The sequence below is a fragment of the Zobellia uliginosa genome (genome assembly GCF_018860745.1).
GTDB classification, from domain to species: domain Bacteria; phylum Bacteroidota; class Bacteroidia; order Flavobacteriales; family Flavobacteriaceae; genus Zobellia; species Zobellia uliginosa_B.
In genome coordinates this window covers 46541-70796 of the sequence record NZ_JAHKPY010000006.1, presented here as the reverse complement: position 1 = coordinate 70796, position 24256 = coordinate 46541, and the positions used below count along the sequence as shown (strand labels likewise).

General features: G+C 36.8%; 22 protein-coding genes. 16 read left to right on the top strand and 6 right to left on the bottom strand.

The genetic code is table 11. The features are described from left to right. Positions 1-2: 2 nt before the first annotated feature. Together KO521_RS10265 and KO521_RS10260 are read left to right on the top strand one after the other, a co-directional pair. Positions 3-923, top strand: a complete 921-nt coding sequence (locus KO521_RS10265) for a bile acid:sodium symporter family protein (RefSeq protein ID WP_215939834.1) — start codon at positions 3-5, stop codon at positions 921-923. Continuing rightward, complete coding sequence (locus tag KO521_RS10260; protein WP_215939833.1) at positions 920-1963, top strand: 1-acyl-sn-glycerol-3-phosphate acyltransferase; 1044 nt, start codon at positions 920-922, stop codon at positions 1961-1963. The genes KO521_RS10265 and KO521_RS10260 overlap by 4 nt, the downstream gene beginning before the upstream one ends. 76 nt (positions 1964-2039) lie before the next feature. Here the strand turns inward: KO521_RS10260 and KO521_RS10255 are convergent, their stop codons facing one another. Both KO521_RS10255 and KO521_RS10250 read right to left on the bottom strand, forming a co-directional pair. After that, positions 2040-2420: a PUR family DNA/RNA-binding protein gene (locus KO521_RS10255; RefSeq protein WP_215939832.1), complete on the bottom strand. Its 381-nt coding sequence runs from the start codon at positions 2418-2420 to the stop codon at positions 2040-2042. Positions 2421-2493: 73 nt separating this feature from the next. After that, entirely contained in the window at positions 2494-4248 is a 1755-nt protein-coding gene (locus tag KO521_RS10250) for an ABC transporter ATP-binding protein (RefSeq protein ID WP_215939831.1), read from the bottom strand. 323 nt (positions 4249-4571) lie between these two features. On the opposite strand from KO521_RS10250, the gene nusB reads away from it, so the two are divergent. The 4 genes from nusB to KO521_RS10230 all read left to right on the top strand — a co-directional run bounded on the left by nusB (position 4572) and on the right by KO521_RS10230 (position 6618). Then, complete coding sequence (gene nusB / locus KO521_RS10245; protein WP_215939830.1) at positions 4572-5519, top strand: transcription antitermination factor NusB; 948 nt, start codon at positions 4572-4574, stop codon at positions 5517-5519. 39 nt (positions 5520-5558) lie between these two features. Beyond that, complete coding sequence (locus KO521_RS10240) at positions 5559-6029, top strand: DUF1573 domain-containing protein (RefSeq protein WP_215939829.1); 471 nt, start codon at positions 5559-5561, stop codon at positions 6027-6029. 22 nt (positions 6030-6051) lie between these two features. Further along, on the top strand, positions 6052-6339 hold the full coding sequence (gene yajC, locus KO521_RS10235; RefSeq protein ID WP_215939828.1) for a preprotein translocase subunit YajC: 288 nt from the start codon (positions 6052-6054) through the stop codon (positions 6337-6339). A gap of 111 nt (positions 6340-6450) precedes the next feature. Further along, a complete protein-coding gene (locus tag KO521_RS10230) occupies positions 6451-6618 on the top strand; it encodes a hypothetical protein (RefSeq protein ID WP_215939827.1) in 168 nt (55 codons plus the stop codon). A 155-nt stretch (positions 6619-6773) separates the two neighbouring features. Here the strand turns inward: KO521_RS10230 and KO521_RS10225 are convergent, their stop codons facing one another. Next, positions 6774-7373 (bottom strand): YdeI/OmpD-associated family protein, encoded by a 600-nt coding sequence (locus tag KO521_RS10225; protein ID WP_215939826.1) that lies wholly within the window; start codon positions 7371-7373, stop codon positions 6774-6776. A 48-nt stretch (positions 7374-7421) separates the two neighbouring features. Then, complete coding sequence (gene pepT / locus KO521_RS10220) at positions 7422-8651, bottom strand: peptidase T (protein WP_215939825.1); 1230 nt, start codon at positions 8649-8651, stop codon at positions 7422-7424. Positions 8652-8792: 141 nt separating this feature from the next. On the opposite strand from pepT, the gene KO521_RS10215 reads away from it, so the two are divergent. From KO521_RS10215 to KO521_RS10205, 3 genes are all read left to right on the top strand, one after another. Continuing rightward, positions 8793-11651 carry a TonB-dependent receptor gene (locus KO521_RS10215; RefSeq protein ID WP_215939824.1) on the top strand — a complete coding sequence of 953 codons (2859 nt, stop codon included), beginning with the start codon at positions 8793-8795 and terminating at the stop codon, positions 11649-11651. A 142-nt stretch (positions 11652-11793) separates the two neighbouring features. Beyond that, entirely contained in the window at positions 11794-12231 is a 438-nt protein-coding gene (locus KO521_RS10210; protein WP_215939823.1) for a hypothetical protein, read from the top strand. A 115-nt stretch (positions 12232-12346) separates the two neighbouring features. Then, on the top strand, positions 12347-13381 hold the full coding sequence (locus tag KO521_RS10205; protein ID WP_215939822.1) for a quinone-dependent dihydroorotate dehydrogenase: 1035 nt from the start codon (positions 12347-12349) through the stop codon (positions 13379-13381). Positions 13382-13422: 41 nt separating this feature from the next. On the opposite strand, the gene KO521_RS10200 is transcribed toward KO521_RS10205, so the two are convergent. Next, positions 13423-13842, bottom strand: a complete 420-nt coding sequence (locus KO521_RS10200) for a Dabb family protein (RefSeq protein ID WP_215939821.1) — start codon at positions 13840-13842, stop codon at positions 13423-13425. A gap of 244 nt (positions 13843-14086) precedes the next feature. Between KO521_RS10200 and KO521_RS10195 the strand changes: the two genes are divergently transcribed. After that, the gene (locus KO521_RS10195; RefSeq protein WP_215939927.1) at positions 14087-14686 is read left to right on the top strand and encodes a LysE family translocator; all 600 of its coding nucleotides are present in this window, start codon (positions 14087-14089) and stop codon (positions 14684-14686) included. Between the two features lie 58 nt (positions 14687-14744). Further along, positions 14745-15611 carry a hydroxymethylglutaryl-CoA lyase gene (locus KO521_RS10190; protein WP_215939820.1) on the top strand — a complete coding sequence of 289 codons (867 nt, stop codon included), beginning with the start codon at positions 14745-14747 and terminating at the stop codon, positions 15609-15611. Here the strand turns inward: KO521_RS10190 and KO521_RS10185 are convergent. Further along, positions 15608-16024: a hypothetical protein gene (locus KO521_RS10185; protein ID WP_252730002.1), complete on the bottom strand. Its 417-nt coding sequence runs from the start codon at positions 16022-16024 to the stop codon at positions 15608-15610. The genes KO521_RS10190 and KO521_RS10185 overlap by 4 nt on opposite strands. A gap of 204 nt (positions 16025-16228) precedes the next feature. Between KO521_RS10185 and KO521_RS10180 the strand changes: the two genes are divergently transcribed. The 5 genes from KO521_RS10180 (at position 16229) to guaB (ending at position 24199) form a co-directional block, all read left to right on the top strand. Further along, a complete protein-coding gene (locus KO521_RS10180; protein ID WP_215939819.1) occupies positions 16229-17449 on the top strand; it encodes a DUF4856 domain-containing protein in 1221 nt (406 codons plus the stop codon). A 112-nt stretch (positions 17450-17561) separates the two neighbouring features. Then, a complete protein-coding gene (locus KO521_RS10175) occupies positions 17562-18701 on the top strand; it encodes an imelysin family protein (RefSeq protein ID WP_215939818.1) in 1140 nt (379 codons plus the stop codon). 3 nt (positions 18702-18704) lie between these two features. Next, on the top strand, positions 18705-20072 hold the full coding sequence (locus tag KO521_RS10170) for an HTTM domain-containing protein (RefSeq protein ID WP_215939817.1): 1368 nt from the start codon (positions 18705-18707) through the stop codon (positions 20070-20072). After that, positions 20053-22527, top strand: a complete 2475-nt coding sequence (locus KO521_RS10165) for a TonB-dependent receptor (protein ID WP_215939816.1) — start codon at positions 20053-20055, stop codon at positions 22525-22527. Before KO521_RS10170 ends, KO521_RS10165 begins: the two co-directional genes overlap by 20 nt. Before the next feature lie 199 nt (positions 22528-22726). Beyond that, positions 22727-24199, top strand: a complete 1473-nt coding sequence (gene guaB / locus KO521_RS10160) for an IMP dehydrogenase (protein WP_215939815.1) — start codon at positions 22727-22729, stop codon at positions 24197-24199. Positions 24200-24256: the final 57 nt, after the last annotated feature.

The window sequence follows — 24256 nt, the reverse complement described above, 5'->3', positions numbered from 1 at the left end:
GATTGACCGAAAACTTACTAGATAACGTATCTCTTAACTTTGATGCACAGGCGCAATGGGTGTTGAATATTTCACTGGCTTTAGTGATGTTCGGTATTGCCCTGGAAATTTCTATATCAGATTTCAAGGGTCTTTTTCAACGACCTAAACCAATTTTCGTAGGTCTTTTTAGTCAGTTTTTCCTATTACCATTAATTACTTATCTATTGGTATGGCTTATTGAACCAATACCAAGTGTTGCTTTGGGGATGATTATGGTTGCAGCTTGTCCAGGAGGCAATGTTTCTAATTTTATATCGCATTTAGCCCAAGGAAATACGGCTTTGTCTGTAAGCCTCACCGCGGCTGCCACTCTGCTTTGCGTTTTCTTTACGCCTTTAAACCTTCAATTTTGGGGTAATTTATATTTGCCTGCACAGCAGATTTTAAAACAAGTGGCTCTTTCCCCTTGGGAAATGATTCAACTCGTTTCTCTTTTGTTAGGTCTCCCTTTGGTTTTAGGGATTTATGTAAATCATCTTAAGCCAAACTTTGCAAAAAAAATGGGCAAAGTTCTTAAAGTAGTTTCCTTGGTCTTTTTTATAGTATTGGTATTTTTGGCATTGTTTAATAATAGAGCGGTCTTTTACGAATATATTATATATGTATTTTGGATTGTTGTTCTACATAATGTTTTGGCATTTTTGACAGGATTTTCGTTTGCCGAACTTATGGGCCTTTCTAAAAAGAATGTGCGTTCTATAACCATAGAAACAGGAATTCAAAACTCCGGATTGGGCTTGCTCTTAATTTTTTCCTTTTTTGATGGACTTGGCGGAATGGCGCTATTGGCTGCTTTTTGGGGAATTTGGCATTTGGTCTCGGGTCTTTTGCTAGCTGCATTCTGGGGATATAAACCTATTAAAACCGAAACACTGACTTGAAAAATATAGGCTATCAATTATTGAAAACCTGGATTAAGACCGGATTGTATTTTTACTACGGAAAAATTCAAGTTTCGGGGTTGGAAAATGTACCAAAGGATAAACCGGTACTATTTTTACCCAATCACCAAAGTGCACTTCTAGACGTACTTTTAATTGGTGTAAAGTGCAATCGTAAACCTTTCTTTTTAACACGGTCCGATGTATTTACCAAGCCGACTCTAAAAAAGTTTTTTGCATACTTAAGAATGATCCCTATATACAGGATCAGGGATGGAAGGGAAGCGTTAAAAAATAACCAAGCGGTATTTGATCAATGCGCGGAAATTTTTGGAAAAGGACATTCTATTTTGATGTTTCCCGAGGCAAACCATAATATTAAACGTAGGGTTAGACCATTAAGCAAAGGGTTCACACGCATCTTATTCAATGCAGTTAATAGATTGCCGGATACTGAAATTCATATTGTTCCCGTAGGCTTAAATTATAAGAGTAATTCTGGGTTTCCGGATAGAGTCGCTATTTATTATGATAAAAGTATTTTGGTAAATACACTGTATGATATAAACGATGTACAGGGTTCTGTGAACAGAGTAAAAGGCATGGTCTCTAAACGACTTAAGCACTTAACGACCCATATTGAGGACGAAAAAAATTATGATACTATTATTGGACAGTTAGATGCATTGGATGTTGATTATCTAAACCCTTTTGAAACCAATAAAATAATTAAAACTGTTGATTCTTCTGTGAGTGTTACTCCTGCCGTTGAGAACAAAAATTTTTTTGGGAGTTTGGCAACTTTCGTATTCACGGTTCTAAATTTTCCGTTACTCCTATTATGGCGTAAGTGGGCTAGACCTAAGGTTTGGGAACCGGAATTTATGGGAACACTTAGGTTTGGTTTTGCATTACTGGCTTACCCTATTTACTATGCATTTATATTTGCCATTGTTGCTATGTTCAGTAATGCGCTTGTAGGATTATTAGTTGTTCTATTATTATTATTTTACAATTGGATATATGTTCGTAGCAATTAATTTTGGCGTCAAAACTACAACGTGTTAAAACAAAAAACGACCCGAAAGGGTCGTTTAATTATTGTAAGATTAGTTTTTAAATATCATCAAAACTAACATCTGTAAAGCTCTCTGTTTCGGTAGATTTTAATTCTCCGTTCGTACTAACTTCCTCTTCTTTCTTAAAGTCTTTTTGGTGACGTTCAGAGATAACTTCAGAGCCTTTTTCATCAATTATGAAATTCATCATCTCCTCTACATTTTCCTTAAAGGCTTCAAAATCTTCTTTATAAAGATAAATTTTGTGCTTTTTGTAATGAAAAGAGCCATCATCATGAGTAAATTTTTTGCTCTCCGTAATGGTCAAATAATAATCGCCTGCCTTGGTACTTCGTACATCAAAGAAATACGTGCGTCTACCCGCCCGTAAAACTTTGGAATGAATTTCCTCCTGGTCCATTGAATCTTTTTCGTTCATCGCGTGTATAGTGTAGTTAATAGTTGTTAATCTTTCAAAAATGTAAAAAAAAAGCCAATGCGGCAACAATTTTTTAGTTTTCTTTCTCTGACAGTTGCGTGTAGTACAAATCTTTGTAATATCCTTCAACGCTGTTTAAATCAGTATGGTTACCTTCTTGGAGAAGTTCACCGTCCGAAAGAACCAGTACTTTGTCTGCATTTTTAGCAGATGATACTCTATGGCTAACGATTAGTGTGGTGCGGTTTTTGGAGGCTTTTTTTAGATTGTTTAAAATTTCTTCTTCGGTTTCTGTATCTACTGCAGATAAACAATCATCAAAAAGATATACCTCTGGTTTTTTTAATAAAGCTCTGGCAATGGACACTCTTTGCTTTTGCCCACCACTAAGGGTAATTCCCCTTTCGCCTAAAACAGTTTTATATCCTTTTTGAAAGCCTTTGATGTTTTCGTCTACAACAGCGTTCTTAGCAGCCTCTATAACTTCCTCATCCGTTGCGTTTTCCTTACCGAACTTAATATTGTTCTTTATAGAGTCCGAAAAAAGGAAGGCATCTTGAGGAACTGCACCAATGGCCTCGCGCAAACTAACGATATTCAATTCCTTAATAGGTGTGCCGTCTATTAATATTTCTCCGGAGGTTACATCGTACAATCTGGCAATTAAATCTAAAATGGTAGATTTTCCTGAGCCTGTCTTGCCTAATATAGCAACTGTTTCTCCTTCATTAATGGTAAATGAGATATTTTTTAGCGCGGTAATTTCCGTATCCTCATAAGTAAAGGTTACATCTTTAAACTCTATTTTTCCTTTGATGGGAGTTTCTTCTAAAACTGTATTTTTAATATCCGGTGTTTCTTTCAGAAACTCATTAATACGTTTTTGAGAGGCTTCCGCACGCTGTACAATTGATGTTAGCCAACCTATAATTGCCACTGGCCACGTAAGCATATTTACATAAAGAACAAATTCAGCAATTACACCAGAAGATTCTATTTCGCCATTTATGTATTGTTTTCCACCTATATAAATAACGAAAATGTTACTAATGCCTATCAATAAAATCATCAACGGAAAAAACCATGCGTTAACTTTGGCTAAATCCATGCTCTTATCTTTGCCCTCTAAAGCTAGGGAACTTAAATCATTATTGGTCTGCGGTTCCAAAGCATAAGCCTTGATAACGGAAACTCCAGAAAAAACTTCTTGCGTAAAGGTTGATAGTGTAGAAAGATATTGCTGTACAATGGTACTGCGCTCATGAATTACTTTGCTTATGTAATAAATAAGTACAGATAAGATAGGTAATGGTATTAAAGTATATGCCGCCAGCTTGGGAGCGGTCATGAACATTATTGGTATAATACAGGCAAATAAAGTAATGGTATTGATACCGTACATTAAAGCCGGTCCTGCATACATGCGCACCTGATTTACATCTTCACTAATACGATTCATTAAATCTCCGGTTCTATTTTTCTTGTAGAAGCTTAGACTTAAGAATTGATAGTGGTCAAATATTTCATTTTTAAGGTCATACTCAATGTATCTTGAAACGTTTATTATGGTCTGGCGCATAAGAAAAGTAAAGAATCCGGATAAGAGTGCGGCACCTACAATGATTAAAATATATTCAAGAAGAAGTCCTTTGGCGGCAGATTCTTCAACGGTACCATCCATAAAGTTTTCAATAACATTTATAGATTCTTTCACGTACCTAGGCATGACCAATTGCAGTACGCGTGCAATAATGGTTATGAATAATCCGGTCAATAGTTTTGACCAATATTTTTTAAAGTACTTATTTAGGTGGGCAAGTTCCTTCATGAAAGCTATAAGCTAAGGCTAGATTTAATTGGTCAAAGATAACGGTTTGGGTATTAATCATATGTTATAAATAGCATAAGATGTTGGGGATTCGTTAATTGTTCAAAAATCAATTTAACATGTCCTAGAAGTTAAATTTACGGTAAGATTTTATATTTGATAAAGTCTCAAGGGCCTTAAAAACAAGGCGTTGCGGAGATGGTGATGCGTGAAAGTAAAAACTGCTTATTGTTTCATCGGTTTGTATAGTAGTCTTTTGGGCTTTATTCTTATTTTTGCCACGTGAAAGTCAAACCAATACTATTCCAAAAAAGTTCTTTAAAATGCTAACACGAAGACATATACGGGTAAAAGTAATGCAATGTATTTATGCAATTACCCAATCTAAAGACGAATCTTTAGAGAAGCAAGAAAAATTTCTACGGTTTAGCATAGACAATATGTATACGCTTTATCTTCTAATGCTGAGTTTGATTATTGAGATTCAGAAAAGAGGATCTGACCAACTAAGAATTTCCTCAAAAAAATATTTGGCCACAGCATCCGATACGTTTCCTGATCAGGCAAAATTTGTAAATAATAAGTTACTACTTCAATTAGTACACAATGAGCCGTTGTTAGCTGAGCTCAAAAAACGGAAACTAGATAATTGGTATTTGAACGAAGAGTATGTAAAAATTATTTATAATAATATTATTGCAAGTTCTACCTACCAAGATTATATGTCAAAGGAAGGCAGTACCTACGCACAGGACAAAGATTTTATCATTACGTTGTTCAAAGAGGTTATCGCTCCCGATGAAAAGATTTATGATTATTTTGAAGATAGTAACCTTACTTGGGTAGATGATATTCCTATTGTAAATACGTTTATTTTAAAAATGTTCAAAAAAGTAAAGAACGATCAATCTACTTCTTTCTTTTTGCCTCGTTTGTTGAAAGACAAAGAAGACATGGAGTTTGCCCAAAAATTACTTAGAAAAACATTGTTGAAAGACGCAGAACTAACTAAGGAGATTGAAGGTAAAACACCTAATTGGGATAAAGACCGTATTGCAGATATGGATTCCATTCTTCTAAAAATGGCTATTTGTGAACTTCTGAACTTTCCGTCCATTCCAGAAAAAGTTACTATAAACGAGTTTTTAGAGATAGCCAAAGAGTATTCTACCCCAAAGAGCAGTATTTTTATCAATGGTATTTTAGATAACTTGGTTAAGGATTACAAAAAAGAAGGGAAGCTTAACAAAATGGGTAGGGGGCTGATTTAAAATAATTGATTAATTTTACCCTAAATTAAAGTTAGAGATATGAGAAAAACAATTTTTGCATTAAGTATATGTGCGCTTTTGGCGTTCGTTTCCTGTAAAGAAAATGCGTCAAGCAAAGTAAAATCAGACAATGTTACAGAAGCGGCTGTACGCGATGAGGCCGGTAAACAAATTCCCGTGATGGAGTTTGAAAAAGCTGAGCATGACTTTGGTACTATTGAGCAAGGTACGCCTCAAGAAACTATTTTCACCTTTACAAATACGGGTAATGCACCTTTAATTATTACCAATGCCACTAGTTCTTGTGGTTGTACTGTTCCAAATCCACCAAAAGACCCTATTGCACCAGGTGACACAGGAGAATTGGTCGTTAAATTTAACGGTTCGGGACAGAACCAAGTAACTAAAACTATTACGGTAAATGCCAATACGGAAAAAGGTACTGAGCAATTACGTATTAAAGCGTTTGTTAATCCTAAAGGAGCTGCTCCAGTAGGACCAACAAAATAATAACGGATCAGACACTAAAAACATGGGTGATATAGGACAGTTTCTTCCAATGATATTGATTTTTGTGGTTGCGTATTTCTTTATGATACGTCCGCAGATGAAACGTCAGAAGGACGAAAAAAAATTCGCAGCTGAATTAAAAAGAGGCGATAGGGTAATTACTAAAAGTGGTTTGCATGGTAAAATTATGGATCTTAACGATAATGATTTTTCTTGCATATTAGAAACCATGGCCGGTAAATTAAAGTTTGATCGTTCTGCCATTTCAATGGAAATGAGCAAAAAGTTAAACACTCCTGAAAAAAAGTAAGTATATACTTTACGTATATAAAAAAGCACTGCTAAGTAATTAGCGGTGTTTTTTTTGGTCTCATACTAAGGTAAATGGGTATATTAATAGTTGCAATAAATAACTTGAACAATGTACCGGAAGTATCCTATGATAAGGGTAAAGCAAGCAGATAGGATTTTACACACCAAAAAAAATGTTGAAGCTGTTGAAAGTAGAGATTATGCTAAATTAAATACACCTATAAAAGTCGGTTATGATGCAGCTTTGCTATCTTATATGGCAAATGTGGCCTTCTAAACCGGTAATTATTATCTACTGGGACGATGCAAGAGGAAAATTTAAGAAGCTTATAAAAAAAGATCATTACCGCCAATTATCAAAATTGTTTAAAATTACCCATGCTGTAATAAAATAGCTTCTAAGCTCCGTTAAAGGAAGGGTTTGTGAATTTTCTATCTATATAAATCATTCAGTCCTTTTCCCTCGAGTAGCATTGGTATTATTTTTACTAGCCTTGCTGCTTTGGTCTTCTCGCGTTTAGCATTTGCAATATACTCGGTGTATTCTTTTTGTTTGTAAGGCGATAGTTTATTAAAGGCGGTTTTGGTCTTTGGTTGCGAGTTGAAAACTTTCTTCAATTCAGAAGGAATAATTACTTCTCTAGTTTTTCTTTTGGGACTTTTTGGAAGCTCCATTCCTTTTTTCTGATTTTCTATGGCTTCATTAATATATGCAGAGACGCTCATTTGATCTACATCTGTATTGGAATAAAACTTCCAATGGCGCATAGCTTGGGTTTTTCCTTTTTGTGCATTATCAAGCACATTCTGGGGGTCATTCAAGAAAACTCCGTTAAAAAACCAAATTCCAAAATGATGCTTGAATTTACAAACTGCTAGAACATTTTTCCTGCCTATGGTGTATGTTGGGAAGTTCCATTTATACGTTTCTACTAAATCTGTCTTAAGTACAACATCTCGCAGAAGGGCAATACCGGTTTTAAAGTGGTGCTCTTCTGAGTAATAAAACTCTGTTTTTTCTAATGCATCCATAGAAAGAGGTTTTTACATCGTCTCTTTCCTAAAGATAAGCTTTTGTTATTAGTTTGCTTTTTTGGCTGCCAGCTCACATATTTTGATGATAACCTCTGTAGCCTTGATCATGCTTTCTACAGGTACATATTCATATTTTCCATGAAAATTATGTCCTCCTGCAAATATATTAGGGCATGGTAACCCCATATAGCTCAGTTGTGAACCGTCTGTTCCGCCGCGTATTGGTTTAATAATTGGAGTTACACGCATGGCTTCCATGGCTTCTTTAGCCAATTCTACAATATGAAAAACAGGCTCTACTTTTTCACGCATGTTAAAATACTGATCTTTTATTTCTATGCTGATACAATCGCCGTGTATATCATTTAGTTTGTCCGTAATATCCTGAAGTAATTGTTTCCTGTTTTCAAAGAAGGTTTTATCATGATCACGTACGATTAATTCAAATTCTGCATGCTCTATTTCGCCTTTTATGTGATGTACATGAAAAAAGCCTTCTCTACCGGAAGTGTTCTGGGGTGTTTCTTCTGGAGGTAGGATTTCTAAAAATTCGCTGGCAATACTAATGGCATTTACCATTTTATTCTTGGCATAACCAGGGTGTACGCTTCGCCCCTTAATGATCACCTTGGCACTGGCGGCATTGAAGTTTTCATATTCCAGTTCGCCAATCTGGCTACCATCCATAGTGTAGGCCCAGTCTGCACCAAATTTCTCAACATCAAAATGATGGGCTCCACGACCAATTTCTTCATCTGGCGTAAAACCAATTCTTATTTTACCATGTTTGATTTCTGGGTGGTCCAACAGATATTCCATGGCAGTAATAATTTCGGTAATACCAGCTTTATCATCGGCGCCAAGAAGTGTAGTGCCGTCCGTAGTAATTAAAGTTTGACCTTTGTATTGTAATAAATCCTCAAAATATTCTGGGGAAAGTATAATGTTTTCTCGCTCGTTCAGAACAATATCCTTACCATCGTAGTTTTCAATAATCTGGGGATTGATATTAGTTCCTGAAAAATCCGGAGACGTATCAAAATGAGAGATGAAACCTATGGTTGGTAAGTTAGCATTTGTATTGCTGGGTAGGGTAGCTGTGATATAAGCTTTATTGTCAATGGAAACCTCCTCCATTCCTATCTCTAATAATTCTTCAACAAGCAAATCTGCTAAATACCACTGTTTTTCAGTACTGGGAGTGGTTTTTGAATTGGGGTCGCTTTGAGTATCGATCTTAATGTATCTCAAAAAACGATCAATGATATTTTGCATTATTTTTATTTTAAACCAAAAGTACAAAAATGGACATATTACATACAAATCGACTTTTTTTAGATTATGTTTTAAGTGATTTTCTTACATAAATCTTAAAAATTACTTAACTTCTCATGGAATTAACTCAAACTTATGATTATGAAAAAACAATGTTTTTTGTGCTATGCGCTCTTCTTGAGTGCAATAGGTATTGCCAGTGCCCAAATAACCGGGACGGTATTAGATGAAGACGGCGGCCCTTTAGCCGGTGCATCAGTGGTAATTAAGGGAACAACCACTGGTTCCACTACAGATTTTGATGGTTTATTTGCAATTGATGCCGAGGTTGGAGATCAACTGGTTGTTTCTTACATAGGATACGAAAAGAAAGAAGTTGTTGCTAAGGCTGGCGGAATGCGTATACAGTTGGCGTCTGGCGTTGCATTATCAGAAGTAATTATCGTAGGTTCTCGTAACCCTAATAGAACAGCTACAGAAAGTACGGTTCCGGTAGATGTAATAGATATGAAGGAACTTAATAATGTTGCTCCTCAAGTAAATTTGAACCAAATCTTGAATTATGTGGCACCGTCATTTACATCTAACACCCAAACTATTTCAGATGGTACGGATCACGTTGATCCTGCTTCTTTGCGTGGTTTAGGTCCTGATCAGGTATTAGTACTGATTAATGGAAAAAGAAGGCATACATCTTCCTTGATTAACGTAAACGGAACTTTTGGGCGTGGTAGTGTTGGTACGGATTTAAATGCGATTCCAGCAGCAGCCATTCAAAGAATAGAAGTATTACGGGATGGTGCAGCGGCCCAATATGGTTCTGATGCCATTGCCGGGGTTATCAATATTGTATTGAATAAAAGTGTGAATGAATTGAATATGACCGTCACCAGTGGCGCTAATTTCTCTAAGAACGCAAATGACCAAACAGGTGGGGTAGATGGAGCAACAACCAACGTAGCGGCTAGTTATGGGGTTCCTTTGGGAGAAAATGGAGGCTTCTTGAATCTTTCCGGTGATTTTGATGTGCGTCAAGCGTATGGCAGAATGAAAGAATGGGAAGGAGAGGTTTTTAACCAGTACAACGTAGTGGAACGTTTTGCTGGTAACGATGGTTATAATTTGACTAATTTGTTGGATGATGATGTAACTGATGTTATTCAATATGCCAACCAAGCGGGAATTAACCTAAATGGAGCAACCACAAAAACCGAGCTTCAGCCTATATTATCTGCTGATGCTACAGATGCTGAACTCGCTGCTAGAGGGCAACAAAGAAGCGATTATAATATGCGAGTTGGGCAATCTGCTTTACGTGGAGGTAGAATTTTTGCCAATTTCTCCTTACCCTTGGATGATAATGGTACGGAAGTATACTCTTTTGCAGGTATCAGTTCTAGAACAGGTAATTCGGCAGGTTTTTATCGTTTGCCCAATCAAAGTAGAACTTTTACTCCAGCCTATAATAATGGATTTTTGCCTGAAATTAATTCAACCATAAAAGATCGATCATTATCTGTTGGTATTAAAGGTACAATCAATGAGTGGGATGTTGATTTGAGCAATACCTATGGAAAGAACTCTTTCCTTTACACTATTGGAAACACGTTTAATGCATCTATGCAGAATGCATCACCTACTATTTTTGATGCAGGTGGATTCTCATTCGCTCAAAACACCGCAAATTTAGATGTTACACGTTTTTTTGAGGATGCCATGTCTGGGGTAAACGTAGCTTTTGGTGCGGAATATCGTGTTGAAAATTATGATATTGAAGCAGGTGAAGAGGCATCATATTCTCAGTATACAGCAGATGGTCAGCGTATTACTTTGGCGTCGCAGCAAGCATCTCAGGACTTTTTCGGTAATGGAAGACCAGGAGGATCTCAAGTTTTCCCAGGTTTTAGTCCTAATAACGAATTGTCGCGTGGTCGCAGTAGCGTTGCCGGTTATATAGACATAGAAGCAGATTTTTCGGAAAAATTTTTAGCGAGTTTCGCAACGCGTTTTGAGGATTATAGTGATTTTGGTTCTACCATTAATTTTAAATTGGCAACCCGTTATAAAATTTCGGATAACCTAAATATTAGAGGCGCTGCCAACACGGGTTTTAGAGCACCTTCTTTACATCAGATTAACTTTAATTCTACATCGACTATTTTTGATCAGAACGGCGATCCGCAAGAGGTGGGTACTTTTGCCAATGATAGTAGAGCTGCTAAACTTTTAGGTATTCCAGAATTAAAAGAAGAGACTTCAAGTAGTGTTAGTTTAGGACTTACTGCTAAAATTCCAGATGCGAATTTGACTATTACAGTTGATGGGTACTATGTAGAGATTAATGATAGAGTAGTATATACAGGACAGTTTCAAGGCCCGGGAACAGGAACGGAATTGGATAATCTGTTAAGTCAGGCCAACGCAACAGCAGCTTCTTTCTTTGCAAATGCTATCAATACAGAGTCACGTGGATTGGATGTGGTTATCACCCATAATGCTAATCTAAGCGATAAGTGGCGGTTGAAATCCGATTTGGCGGGAACCTTTTCAAAAACCAACCAAATAGGAGATATCAACTCTTCCGAAGTGTTGGAAAACGCAGGTTTAGTAGATACTTATTTTCCAGAGGATAGTAGAGTGTATTTAGAAGAAGCTGTACCCCGTACAAAGCTTAATCTTTCTAATAGTCTTACTTCGGATAAGTGGATCATGTTCTTGAGAAATGTGTATTTTGGAGAAGTTACTGAAGCTACAACTGTAGTAGAAAATCAACAGGTTTTTGGTACCAAGATTGTTACGGATCTTTCTATTGGTTATAAAGCAACAGATGCTTTAACCTTAACTTTGGGAGCTAACAACCTTCTTGATATCTATCCGGATAGGGCTGAAGACCAATTCAATAATAGAAGTTCCGGACGATTTGATTGGTCTCGTAGAGCACAGCAGTTTGGTATAGGAGGTAGGTTTTTGTTCGCTAGAGTGAATTTCACATTAAAATAAAAAATTAGAATTTTAAAAATTAGAAGAAAGACTGTCCGAAAGGGCGGTCTTTTTTATATTAAGATGTCGTACACGGAGGAAACATAATTTTTCAACTAAATTGCTGTTTATATAAACGGAAACAAATTTTAAATAGAAAAGCATGTTGCGAAAATTATATAGTCTATTAGTATTCTTACTGTTTTTTTCTGTTGGATATGCCCAAAATTGCACCTTGGATATCGGAGGGAAGAATAGTGAAACCATTAAAACCATTTTTCAATTAAATAAGGAACAAATTGGTACTATGGAAGCGTTGCAAGGGGAATTATCCGTGAAGACCAAAAGTCTAGAGGAGCAGATAGAAAAACTGTTGGCGCAACACCCGCAGAGTACAGAAGAAGATCTTATTAAGTTGGCGGAAAAGTATAAAGCGCTTCAGCAACAATTAGTGCAAGCGGCATATGACAGTGATAAGGAGCTATTATCAGTTTTTAATATGAAACAATATGAACGTTATCTTCAGCTTTGTAATGAGGCCATACGGATACCTATACGAGTAGTGCCTAAAAGCTATGAAATTCCTGTGGAGGATGAATAAAAAGTAGTTGTTTGACTATCAATTTTTTCATTGCCTTTCCGTTTTTAAAAATAGTAAGAAGTTGTGCCCATACTAGGGCTAAGTTTGTATTTTTGCGCAAACTCTACTCGCGCTCATGTATAAGTCTATTCTTCAACCGTTACTTTTTTCGCTAGATGCGGAAAAGGCCCATCATGTTACTTTTTCATTAGTTCGTTTTCTTTGTAAAATTGGTTTTTCCGGGGTGTTCAGAGCTATTTATAAGATAGAGGACCCACGTTTAGAAAAGGAAGTCTTCGGTATAAAATTTAAAAACCCTGTAGGTCTGGCCGCAGGTTTTGATAAGGATGCCAAGCTGTACAATGAGCTCTCTAATTTTGGATTCGGTTTTGTGGAAATAGGAACGCTTACACCAAAACCACAAGCGGGAAACCCTAAAAAACGATTGTTCCGGTTAAAGCCAGACCAAGCCATTGTAAACCGTATGGGGTTTAATAATATGGGCGTAGTTGATGCGGTGGAGCGCTTAAAGAAAGAACATAAAGTGCTTATAGGGGGTAATATTGGCAAGAATAAAGTAACGCCCAATGAAGATGCCGTTTCGGATTACCTTATTTGCTTTAATGCACTTTTTGACCATGTAAATTACTTTGTGGTAAATGTAAGTTCTCCAAATACTCCGGGACTCCGGGAGCTTCAAGACAAAGAACCTTTGACTGCTCTTTTGTTGAATCTGAAAAAAGAAAATACAAATTTGGCCTCGCAGAAGCAACAAAAAGAAAAGCCCATTCTTCTAAAAATAGCTCCTGACTTAACGGACGACCAGTTATTAGATATTATTGCCATAGTAGCCGATACTAAAATTGACGGTGTTATAGCTACTAATACCACTATTGAACGTAAGGATTTAAAATCTGAAGAGTCACTAATCAAAGAAATGGGCGGACTAAGCGGAAAACCATTGACTAAAAGAAGTACAGAGGTAATTCGGTTCTTGGCAGAAAAGAGCAACAAGGCTTTTCCTATAATAGGTGTGGGAGGAATACATTCTGAAGAAGACGCTTTAGAGAAGCTAGCCGCAGGGGCGGACCTTGTTCAATTATATACTGGTTTTATATATGAAGGGCCAGGTTTGATAAAAAGAATAAATAAAGCTATTCTTGAGAGGTAATGCAATAAAAATAAGGAGAGGTTATAAGATGGAAGTCAATTTTATTTAGCCCAATAGTCCACAACAAGTACACCACCTAAATGCGGACCTAAAACTTCACCAAACGCTTTATGGTCTGGATGAGGTAAATAAATAGCACGGTCTTCTTCACTTTCAAAAGTCAGAAAAAAGCAATGTGTGAAACTTTCGTTTAAACCTTCAGGGCTATTGTTCAGTCCCCATTCGTAACCTACTATTTGCGGAATTTTAGAAGGTAATGCAGTAAATGCCTCTTCAACTTTTTTTATATCTTCTTTTGATGTGTCTGGTTTGAACTTAAACAACACTACATGACGTAACAGGCTATCTTTCTGCATGAAAGTTTCTGATATTGGTTTGGTTTCACTTCTGATTTCAAAGGCTACTAAAAGCAGCGCTACCAAAACTAAACTCAAAGTGAATGTAATGTGACTTTGTTTCATGTCATATTTTTTTTTGATGCAATTACTCTTATGGCCTGACAGGAGGGGAAATTGCGACCAGCTAAAAACTCAGAACATAAAAATTGGATTTTGTTGAAACCTGAATTTGTGACAAGATATAAAAAAGAGTAGTTACTTTAGTGCACACATTAAGGTTTCCAGAAGAAAATTTTAGAACCTAAGATTTATACTTAAAATAAAATGGAATTTGGGTACAGTTAATTACGAAATACTTTACACTTTTATGTTGGCCACTATGGCTTTGTCCATTTCGCCGGGTCCAGACAACATTTATGTGTTGATGCAGAGTCTTGTAAATGGTAAGAAATATGGATTAGCAACCACAGCCGGTCTTATTTCTGGTTGTTTGGTGCATACTAGCTTATTGGCTTTTGGGGTTTCTATAATCATTAAAGACAGCGAAACCCTCTTTTTTGGAATTAAAGTTTTGGGCGCTATTTACCTCTTTTATCTTGCCTTTAAGGTTTTTAGAAGCAGTGGTTCTTTAAATTTAACAGAAGGAGCCGTGCCTAAGAAAGGACTTTGGCAATTGTTTAAGCAAGGTTTTATAATGAATGTACTAAATCCAAAAGTCACCATATTTTTCTTGGCATTTTTTCCTGGTTTTCTATTTAGTGAAGAGATAAGTACCATGGTGCAGTTCTATGTACTGGGATTTCTATTTATGTTTATCTCATTCATTGTTTTTAGTCTTATTGCCATCTTATCCGGTAGTATTTCGGTTTATTTTAAGAATAATTTAATGGCAGGGATTTATCTAAAATGGCTGCAAATCATTGTGTTTATTGGCATTGCAGTCTATATTCTAGTATCGGATAAATAATGCTAATTTTGAGTAGTTAAAGGGGTAGTTTAAACTGCCTGTTTAGAATTTAATTTTCATGATAGAAAAGGTTAAGGTTATTGAATGTCCTAGAGATGCCATGCAAGGCATCAAACCTTTCATACCTACCAATGAAAAGGTAAAATACATTCAAGCTTTATTGGGTTGTGGCTTTGATACCATAGATTTTGGTAGTTTCGTCTCTCCTAAAGCAATTCCACAAATGGTAGATACTGCAGAGGTACTATCAAAATTGGACCTTTCTAAAACAAAAAGTAAACTATTAAGTATTGTGGCTAATGTTAGGGGCGCACAAGATGCATCCGAGCATCCTGAGATTCAATATTTAGGATACCCTTTTTCAATTTCCGAGAATTTTCAGATGCGGAATACGCACAAGACTATAGATCAATCTGTAGAAACCCTTCAGGAAATACTTAACATTGCCGATGCTTCCGGGAAAGAGGTGGTGACCTATATATCTATGGGTTTTGGAAATCCTTATGGAGATCCTTGGGATGTGGACATAGTAGGTGAATGGACAGAAAAGTTAAGCGGTATGGGGGCTAAAATTTTATCGCTTTCAGATACCGTAGGTACTTCTACTCCAGATGTAATCCAATATCTGTTTTCGGAATTGATTCCTAGATACCCGGATATTGAATTTGGGGCACATTTGCATACAACACCTGCCAAATGGCATGAAAAGGTAAATGCTGCTTATAAATCCGGATGCCGCCGATTTGATGGTGCCGTACAAGGTTTTGGAGGTTGTCCAATGGCAAAAGATGAACTTACAGGGAACATGCCTACCGAGAAAATGCTTTCTTATTTTACTGCTGAAAAAGCGGATGCCGGTGTTAATTGGATGGTTTTTGAAGCTGCTTACAACAAGGCTACAGAGTTGTTCTTAAAATACCATTAATCATCTTTGTTACCACACATTTTATCTAAATACGTATTTAGATTTAACTGAAATAAGGTGCCATCTATTAAATCTTGGACAGCATTTAGTTCCTGCGAATTCATGGCCAAAGTTATTTGTGGAGCAGGTGTATCCAAAAGTAACGACCTGCAAGTGTCATGTTGGTGGCACTCTACGCAAGGCGTATTACTTTTCATAGTACATTCAATATTTTTTTGAAACTTTTCAAGTTCATTGTGGGTTAGTAGTAGTCCGGTATCCCTAAAAACAATTTGAATTTTGCCAGTGTCTCTTGTTGTACTTCTTTTCCATTGAAATGCTACGCCAAATGGATTATGATAAATAGGGTTAATGTCTTCCATAAATATAATCTGGTTTTCTTTGGGGTTAAAAATGTTTAGAAATCTTCTCATAACAAAAATAGTATTTTTATTTAGATTAATTAAAAATAAAATATTTAACTGTTCTCGAATTATTGAGAATAGAGGCAAGATGAACAGGGTGGATATCATAATGGATATTATTTAGATTTAATAAAAATAATCTTGCACAGCTAAATCTCATGTCTTAGTTTTGCGCTTTATTTAAATCAAGTCTAAATAAATTAAAGCTTTATAATGAGAAAATTCTTTTTTACAATAGCCATTGGTTCTACAGCATTTCTAACATCATGTAGTTCTGATGATGACGCTACAGAAATGGTCAATACTATTGAGATAGAAAATCCGGCCAGTTACTCTTTTGAAAGAGAAGGAGAACCAACTGTTAGTTTTAGTGGTCAGACCACTCGTATATTGATGGCACAGGAGCTCTTAGGAGGTTTTACGACCAATACTAATACAGTAGAGACATTACAAGCTATGTACGCTCATGAAGAGGGAGCTGCAGATTTTGAAGATTCAGATTTAAATGCCTCCGATAAGAATTTGCGAAGTAAAACTGCTGCTTCTGTAGATTACTTTTCTACAAACACCACAGATCAAACCCTTATCCGTACAGAGTTTGAGTCATGGATAGAAGGACAGGTTACTGAAGTATTTACAAACTGGGAAGTGGCTGCTGAAGCTGGTATTGCAGGTCAATTAGCGGATGGTGAAAAAACAAGATATGTAAATGCCGAAGGTCTAGAATATAATCAACTTTTCGCTAAAGGATTGATTGGGGCTTTGATGACCGATCAGGCTTTGAACAATTACCTAAGTACAGCAGTATTGGATGAAGGTACTAGTCGTGCAGATAATGATGCAGGTACGGTATTAGAGGGTAAGACCTATACCAATATGGAGCACAAGTGGGATGAAGCTTATGGTTATGTTTACGGACTTAATGCCGATGCTTCAAATCCGAATGCAGATTTGGGTGCTGATAAATTTTTGAACGAGTACATTGGTAAGTTGGAAGAAGATTCAGATTTTTCCGGTATTGCAGATGAGATTTTCCAGGCTTTTAAATTAGGTCGTGCTGCAATTGTTTCTGGTGACTACGATGTTCGCGATGCACAAGCTGAAATTATTAGAGCAAAAATATCACAGGTCATTGCTGTTAGAGGTATTTACTATTTGCAACAGGCCAAAGTAACTTTAGCTGCGGAAACACCTAATTATGGTAGTGCATTTCACGCACTTTCAGAAGCTTACGGTTTCATTTACAGTTTACGGTTTACTCGTAAGCCTGGTACCGATGCCCCATACCTTACCAAAGAGGAGTCCAATGAACTTTTGGAAGAATTGATGGAAGGTGAAAACGGACTATGGGACGTTACAGCAAATACTATTGACGAAATTTCTGAGGATATTGCAGAAGAATTTGATTTTACTGTAGTCCAAGCTGCTGAATAATCTTACTTGCAGAAAGAATTAGAATTTAAGTGTTGAAAAAAAGCAGCGTCTGTTAGGATATAACAGGCTGCTTTTTATACTTTTGCTTACTTAGAATAAATAAAAATAAGGTATGAAGAGGTTTTTTACCGTTGTGTTTGTGGCAACAATGATTTGGGCGTGTAGTTCTGATGGAGGTACGGATCCAACAGATGATGGAACGATAGACCCAAAGCCCCAACCTGTAAGTTTTGAACGAGGACCTATGCTGGCCAATTGGGCAGACAACATTATCCTTCCTTCATACAAAGCGTTTTCAAGTGAAATGACTGATTTGCAAACCTCTTTTGACACCTTTAAAACTGATTCTAATGAAGCTAATTTTGTAGCCTTAAGAGCCTCATGGTTGTCTGCTTATAAAATTTGGCAAAAAGTTTCCATGTTTGAAATAGGTCCCGCAGAAACAGTTGGTCTTCGGTTAAATATGAATATTTATCCTTCTGATACGGATAAAATAGATGGTTATATAACTTCTGGAACTTATGATTTGGCATTGGCATCTAATAGGGATGCAAAAGGTTTTCCTGCCTTAGATTACGTAATCAACGGATTAGGAGAAACGGATGAGGCCATTTTAGAAAATTACAACGGAGCTGACAAAGAGAATTTAATAGCTTATACGGAAGATGTTATTACCGATATGGTAACGCTAACGACAGGTGTTCTTGCAGAATGGGAGTCGGGCTATAGAGATACGTTCGTGGCTAATAATGGTGCTTCATCAACGGCATCCGTAGATCGCTTTATTAACGATTATGTTTTTTATTACGAGAAATTTTTGAGAGCGGGTAAAATGGGAATTCCAGTTGGAGCCTTTTCGGAAACCGTACTTCCTCAGAACGTAGAGGCGTATTATAAAGCAGATATCTCCAATGAATTGTTCTTGGAAGGTTTAGATGCGGTACAGGATTTTTTTAATGGTGTACACTATGGAAAAAGTACTTCTGGTGAAAGTTTGGGTTCTTATTTAGATGCTTTGAACACGGTAAAAGATGGTGATGATTTAAAGAAACTAATTAATGACCAGTTTGATTTAGCTAGAACCAAGGTTACGGCACTAGCACCTTTTCGTGAAGAAATAGAAAACAATGTGCCTCCTACCAATATGTTGCTGGCCTATGATGAGGTGCAACGTATTGTTCCACTTTTAAAAGTGGATATGGTTTCTGCCATGAGCGTAAGTATTGATTTTGTTGATGCGGATGGCGACTAGAAAATGAAAAGTCTAATCAGTAAATATATATCAGCCCCTGTAGAGGCCGCCCCTTTGGCGGTCTTTCGTATTTTATTTGGTCTGATGATGTTACTGAGTATCATAAGGTTTTGGAGCTATGGATGGATTGATAAATTATACATTCAACCTGAGTTTTTCTTCTCGTATTACGGTTTTGAATGGGTGAAGCCTTTAGGTGTTTATACGTATCTCATATTTATTATCTGTGGCCTTTCCGCCATCTTTGTGGCCTTAGGATATAAGTACAAACTTGCGATTCTAACGTTCTTTTTCAGTTTTACTTATATAGAATTGATGGATAAGACCACCTATCTCAATCACTACTATTTTATAAGCCTAATTAGTTTTTTGATGATTTTTTTACCTGCCAATGCGTATTTTTCTTTGGATGCAAAATATCACCCTAAAAAAGCATTCCAGAGGATTCCTGCTTGGACTATTAACGGAATTAAACTCCTGTTGGGAATAGTATATGTTTATGCAGGTTTGGCTAAACTAAATTCTGATTGGCTTTTAAAAGCCATGCCTTTAAAAATCTGGTTACCTTCTAAATTTGATACACCACTTTTAGGTCCGTTTTTACATGAAGAATGGATGCAGTACGCTTTTAGTTGGTTTGGCGCCGGTTATGATTTGGCAATTCCATTCTTATTGCTGTATAAAAAAACACGACCGTATGCTTTTGCAGCGGTGGTTGTTTTTCATGTAATGACACGAGTGCTATTTCCTATAGGGATGTTTCCTTATGTTATGATTATATCTACATTAATATTTTTTGACTCCTCATTACATCATAAGCTTTTAGGCTATTTGAGCGGTCTTTTACAAATACCTGGCAATTTATTTGATAATGGCCTAAGCCTAGAGACAGCTCCAAACCTTAAAACAAATTTCAAACTAGGTGTAATCACTTTGTTTTTTGTAGTTCAATTGCTAATGCCCTGGCGGTATTTGGGGTACCCGGGAGAATTGTTTTGGACTGAAGAAGGCTATCGGTTTTCTTGGCGAGTTATGCTGATGGAAAAGTCTGGCTATGCCCAATTTAAAGTGGTAAGTAAAGATTCTGGCAAGTGGTTTTACATAGATAATTCAGATTTTTTGACGCCGTTTCAAGAAAAACAAATGTCCTTTCAACCGGATTTTATTTTGGAATATGCACATTATTTAAAAGCCCATTTTGAAAGGGACGGACATAAAAACGTACAAATATTCGTGGATAGCCGAGTGGCCTTAAACGGAAGACTAAGTACAACCTATATAGACCCAGAAGTAGACCTTGGCCAAGTGCAGGAGTCATTTGAACACAAAAAATGGATAATACCTTTTACTGATGAAATTAAGGGAATTTAGTATCATACTCATAGTATTCTTAACCTCGTTTTCAGCCTTTGCGCAGCTTACCATTTCAGGTAAAGTAACGGATGAAAAGGGCAACCCAGTAGAAGATGCCGAAGTATACTTAAAAGAACTTCAACTTTTGCGAACTGCAGATTCAGAGGGGCGTTTTGAGTTTACCAATATTCAAGGCGGTAAGTATACCGTGGTGGTTTTTGCTTTTGAATATGATGTATATCAAAAGGAGTTAACTTTTGAATCCACCTTTAATCTTAATGTTCAGCTTCAGCGTATAAAATCACAACAACTCTCAGAGGTCGTTCTAACTGAAAAGCGGGAAAAAGTTTTCGCCTTAAAACAGCTTAAAAAAGTAGAAGGCACAGCAATCTATGCGGGAAAAAAGACAGAAGTTGTTTTGTTAGAGGGCCTAACGGGAAATTTGGCAGCCAATAACGCAAGACAAATCTATAGTCAGGTTGTAGGGCTTAATATCTATGATAATGGTGATGCCGGTTTGCAATTAAATATTGGAGGTAGGGGGCTGGATCCCAATAGAACGGCTAATTTTAACACCCGCCAGAATGGGTATGATATAAGTGCGGATGTTTTGGGTTACCCAGAAAGTTATTATACTCCACCAGCCGAGGCGCTAGAGGAAATTCAAGTGATACGTGGTGCCGCTTCCTTGCAGTATGGTTCTCAATTTGGAGGTCTTATAAACTTTAAATTCAAAAAACCGAATCCTAATAAAGAAATAGAACTCATTTCACGCCAGACCGTTGGTTCTTATGATTTGTTTACTAGTTTCAATAGTTTAAGTGGTACGGTTGGTAAATTCAGTTATTACACTTATTTCAATTATAAGGATGGAAATGGTTTTCGGCCAAATTCTAATTTTAATAGCAAGAACTATTTTACGCATTTGGGCTATGAGATAACGGATAGAACAAAAGTTACGTTAGAAACCACGTTTATGAACTATTTGGCGAAACAGCCAGGTGGTCTTACGGATGCACAATTTTACGAAAACCCTACTTTTAGCAATCGGGATAGAAACTGGTTTGAGGTAGATTGGCGTTTGTATTCACTTCGTTTGGATCACGCATTCTCACGCAAAACCGATTTTAGTCTTAATATTTTTGGCCTGAATGCCTCTCGTAGAGCCTTGGGTTTCCGGACCAACAGGGTTTCTCAAGATGATGTTTTAACTGAGCCAAGGGAATTGTTAGTTGATGATTTCAGCAATTATGGAGCTGAAGCGCGAGTGTTGACAAGATATAGCCTAGCTGGTACAGAATCTGCTTTATTACTGGGCGCAAAATATTATAAGACGGATAACGATCAAAGACAAGGCCCGGGTTCTGCCGCTAAAGACGCGGATTTTACTTTTGCCGATACTAGTTTTCCTAATTATGAAAGGCAATCTGAATTCAATTTCCCAAATTTTAATGTGGCTTTATTTGGTGAAAATATTTTTAATCTTTCGGATAGATTGGCTATAACTCCCGGTTTTAGATTAGAGCATATTAAAACAGAAAGTATTGGTAGTTATCGCGAAATAACTTTGGACTTGGCCAACAATCCATTATCTAATAGGGAAATACAAGATAATAATGTTTTTGAACGAACCTTTTTACTTTTGGGTTTAGGAGCTACTTATAAAGTGTCACCTAGTGTAGAGCTATATGGTAATTTTTCGCAGAATTATAGGTCTGTAACTTTTAGTGATATCCGCGTTGTGAACCCTTCTTTTGAAGTGGACCCTAATATATCCGATGAAGACGGATTTACGGCTGATCTTGGGGCTAGGGGAAGACTAAAGGATGTATTATCTTACGATGTAAGTGTTTACGGCCTTTATTATGACAATAGGTTAGGGGAGATATTGAAAGAAGAAACACAGATTAATGCCGCAGGTGAAGAAGTGGCAACAGGAAGGTTGTTAAGAGCTAGGGGAAACATCGGAACCGCTTTTATATATGGTCTGGAAAGTTTTGCTAATTGGAGTGTTAAGGAAACTTTCTTTCCTCAGCTTGAAAAAATGAAGTTGAATTACTTTGCTAATGTAGCTTTAACACAATCTAAATACCTTTCTTCTGAAAGTAACAATGTAGAAGGTAATGAAGTGGAGTTTATACCTAAGGTCAACCTTAAGACTGGGTTAAACTTTGGTTATGGAAATCTATTGGGAAGCTTGCAGTACACTTATTTTGATAAACAATTTACGGATGCTACGAATGCTTTACAAGATGTAAACGATAACCAAAGAGGTATTGAAGGAGAGATTCCTTCTTATGATATTTTGGATTTCTCACTCTCGTATACCTACAAAAAGTGGAAACTAGAAGCGGGTGTCAATAACCTTTTAGATAATATATATTTTACCAGAAGGGCTACGGGCTACCCAGGGCCCGGTATTATACCGTCTGAGCCGAGAACAATCTATACAACGCTTCAAATTAAACTGTAGTTATACAGTACGTTCCCATTTTGATTTTCTCACCAATCTATAAAAAACCGTAATGTTTTTTAATTGTATTTAAAGATATTTCCCCGTGCTTATGTCTGTAATTTCAGTAGGATTTATTTTAGTGGCAAACGAGTATTGATTATAAGGATATAAAGAATTTAATTCACTACATTTGCACGCAATTAAATCATTAATTGCTATGGAAGCCCACCTGAATAAAATTGTTGGAGAAGGTCTCACTTATGATGACGTACTCTTAGTACCAGCTTTTTCTGAAGTACTGCCCAGAGAAGTTAATATCCAAACAAAATTTACACGTAACATCACTATAAATGTACCGGTTGTATCTGCTGCGATGGATACGGTTACCGAATCTCGTATGGCTATTGCCATTGCGCAAGAAGGAGGTATTGGGGTGCTTCACAAGAACATGAGTATTGCTCAGCAAGCGGTAAAAGTGCGTAAAGTAAAACGAGCGGAAAGTGGTATGATAATAGATCCTGTTACTTTACCTTTAAATTCGGTTGTTAGTGATGCAAAAGCGAATATGAAGGAATTTAGTATTGGCGGTATTCCTATTGTTGATAGTGAAGGAAAACTAATAGGTATTGTAACCAATAGGGACCTTCGTTTTGAAAAAAACAATGATCGTCCTATTTCTGAAGTAATGACTACTAAGAATTTGGTAACGGTAAGTGAAGGAACCTCCTTAGCTCAGGCAGAAGATATTCTTCAGGAAAATAAAATTGAAAAACTTCCTGTAGTTGATGATAACTACAAATTAGTTGGTCTTATTACTTTTAGAGATATCACCAAACTAACTCAAAAACCAATTGCAAACAAAGATACGTACGGTAGACTTCGGGTGGCTGCTGCCATTGGGGTTACTCCAGATGCCGTAGATAGGGCAGAAGCGCTAGTAAATGCAGGTGTTGATGCCGTAGTTATTGATACGGCTCACGGTCATACTAAAGGTGTGGTTGCAGTATTGAAAGAGGTTAAAAAGAAGTTTCCGGATTTAGATGTCATTGTTGGTAATATCGCTACGGGAGATGCAGCTAAATATTTGGTGGAAGCTGGTGCAGATGCCGTAAAAGTTGGTATAGGACCAGGATCAATTTGTACAACACGGGTGGTAGCAGGAGTTGGTTTTCCACAATTTTCGGCAGTATTGGAAGTCGCTGCAGCTTTAAAAGGTACTGGTGTTCCAGTAATTGCAGATGGTGGTATTCGTTACACTGGAGATATCCCTAAAGCAATAGCAGCGGGGGCGGACACTGTAATGTTAGGATCATTATTGGCGGGAACAAAAGAATCGCCAGGAGAAACAATTATATACGAAGGAAGAAAGTTTAAATCGTACCGTGGCATGGGTTCAGTAGAAGCTATGAAGCAAGGTAGTAAGGACCGTTACTTCCAAGATGTAGAGGATGATATTAAAAAATTAGTTCCCGAGGGTATTGTAGGTCGTGTACCTTACAAAGGAGAACTTTACGAGAGTATTCACCAATTTGTTGGCGGTCTTCGTGCAGGAATGGGGTACTGTGGTGCAAAAGACATTGATGCTTTAAAAGAAAATGGTCGTTTTGTTAAGATTACTGCTAGTGGGATCAATGAAAGCCATCCGCATGATGTAACTATTACAAAAGAATCACCTAATTACAGTAGATAGGTGATATCATAAATTAACCAAAAAGAGCCCTTTAAAAGGGCTCTTTTTAATTGTAAT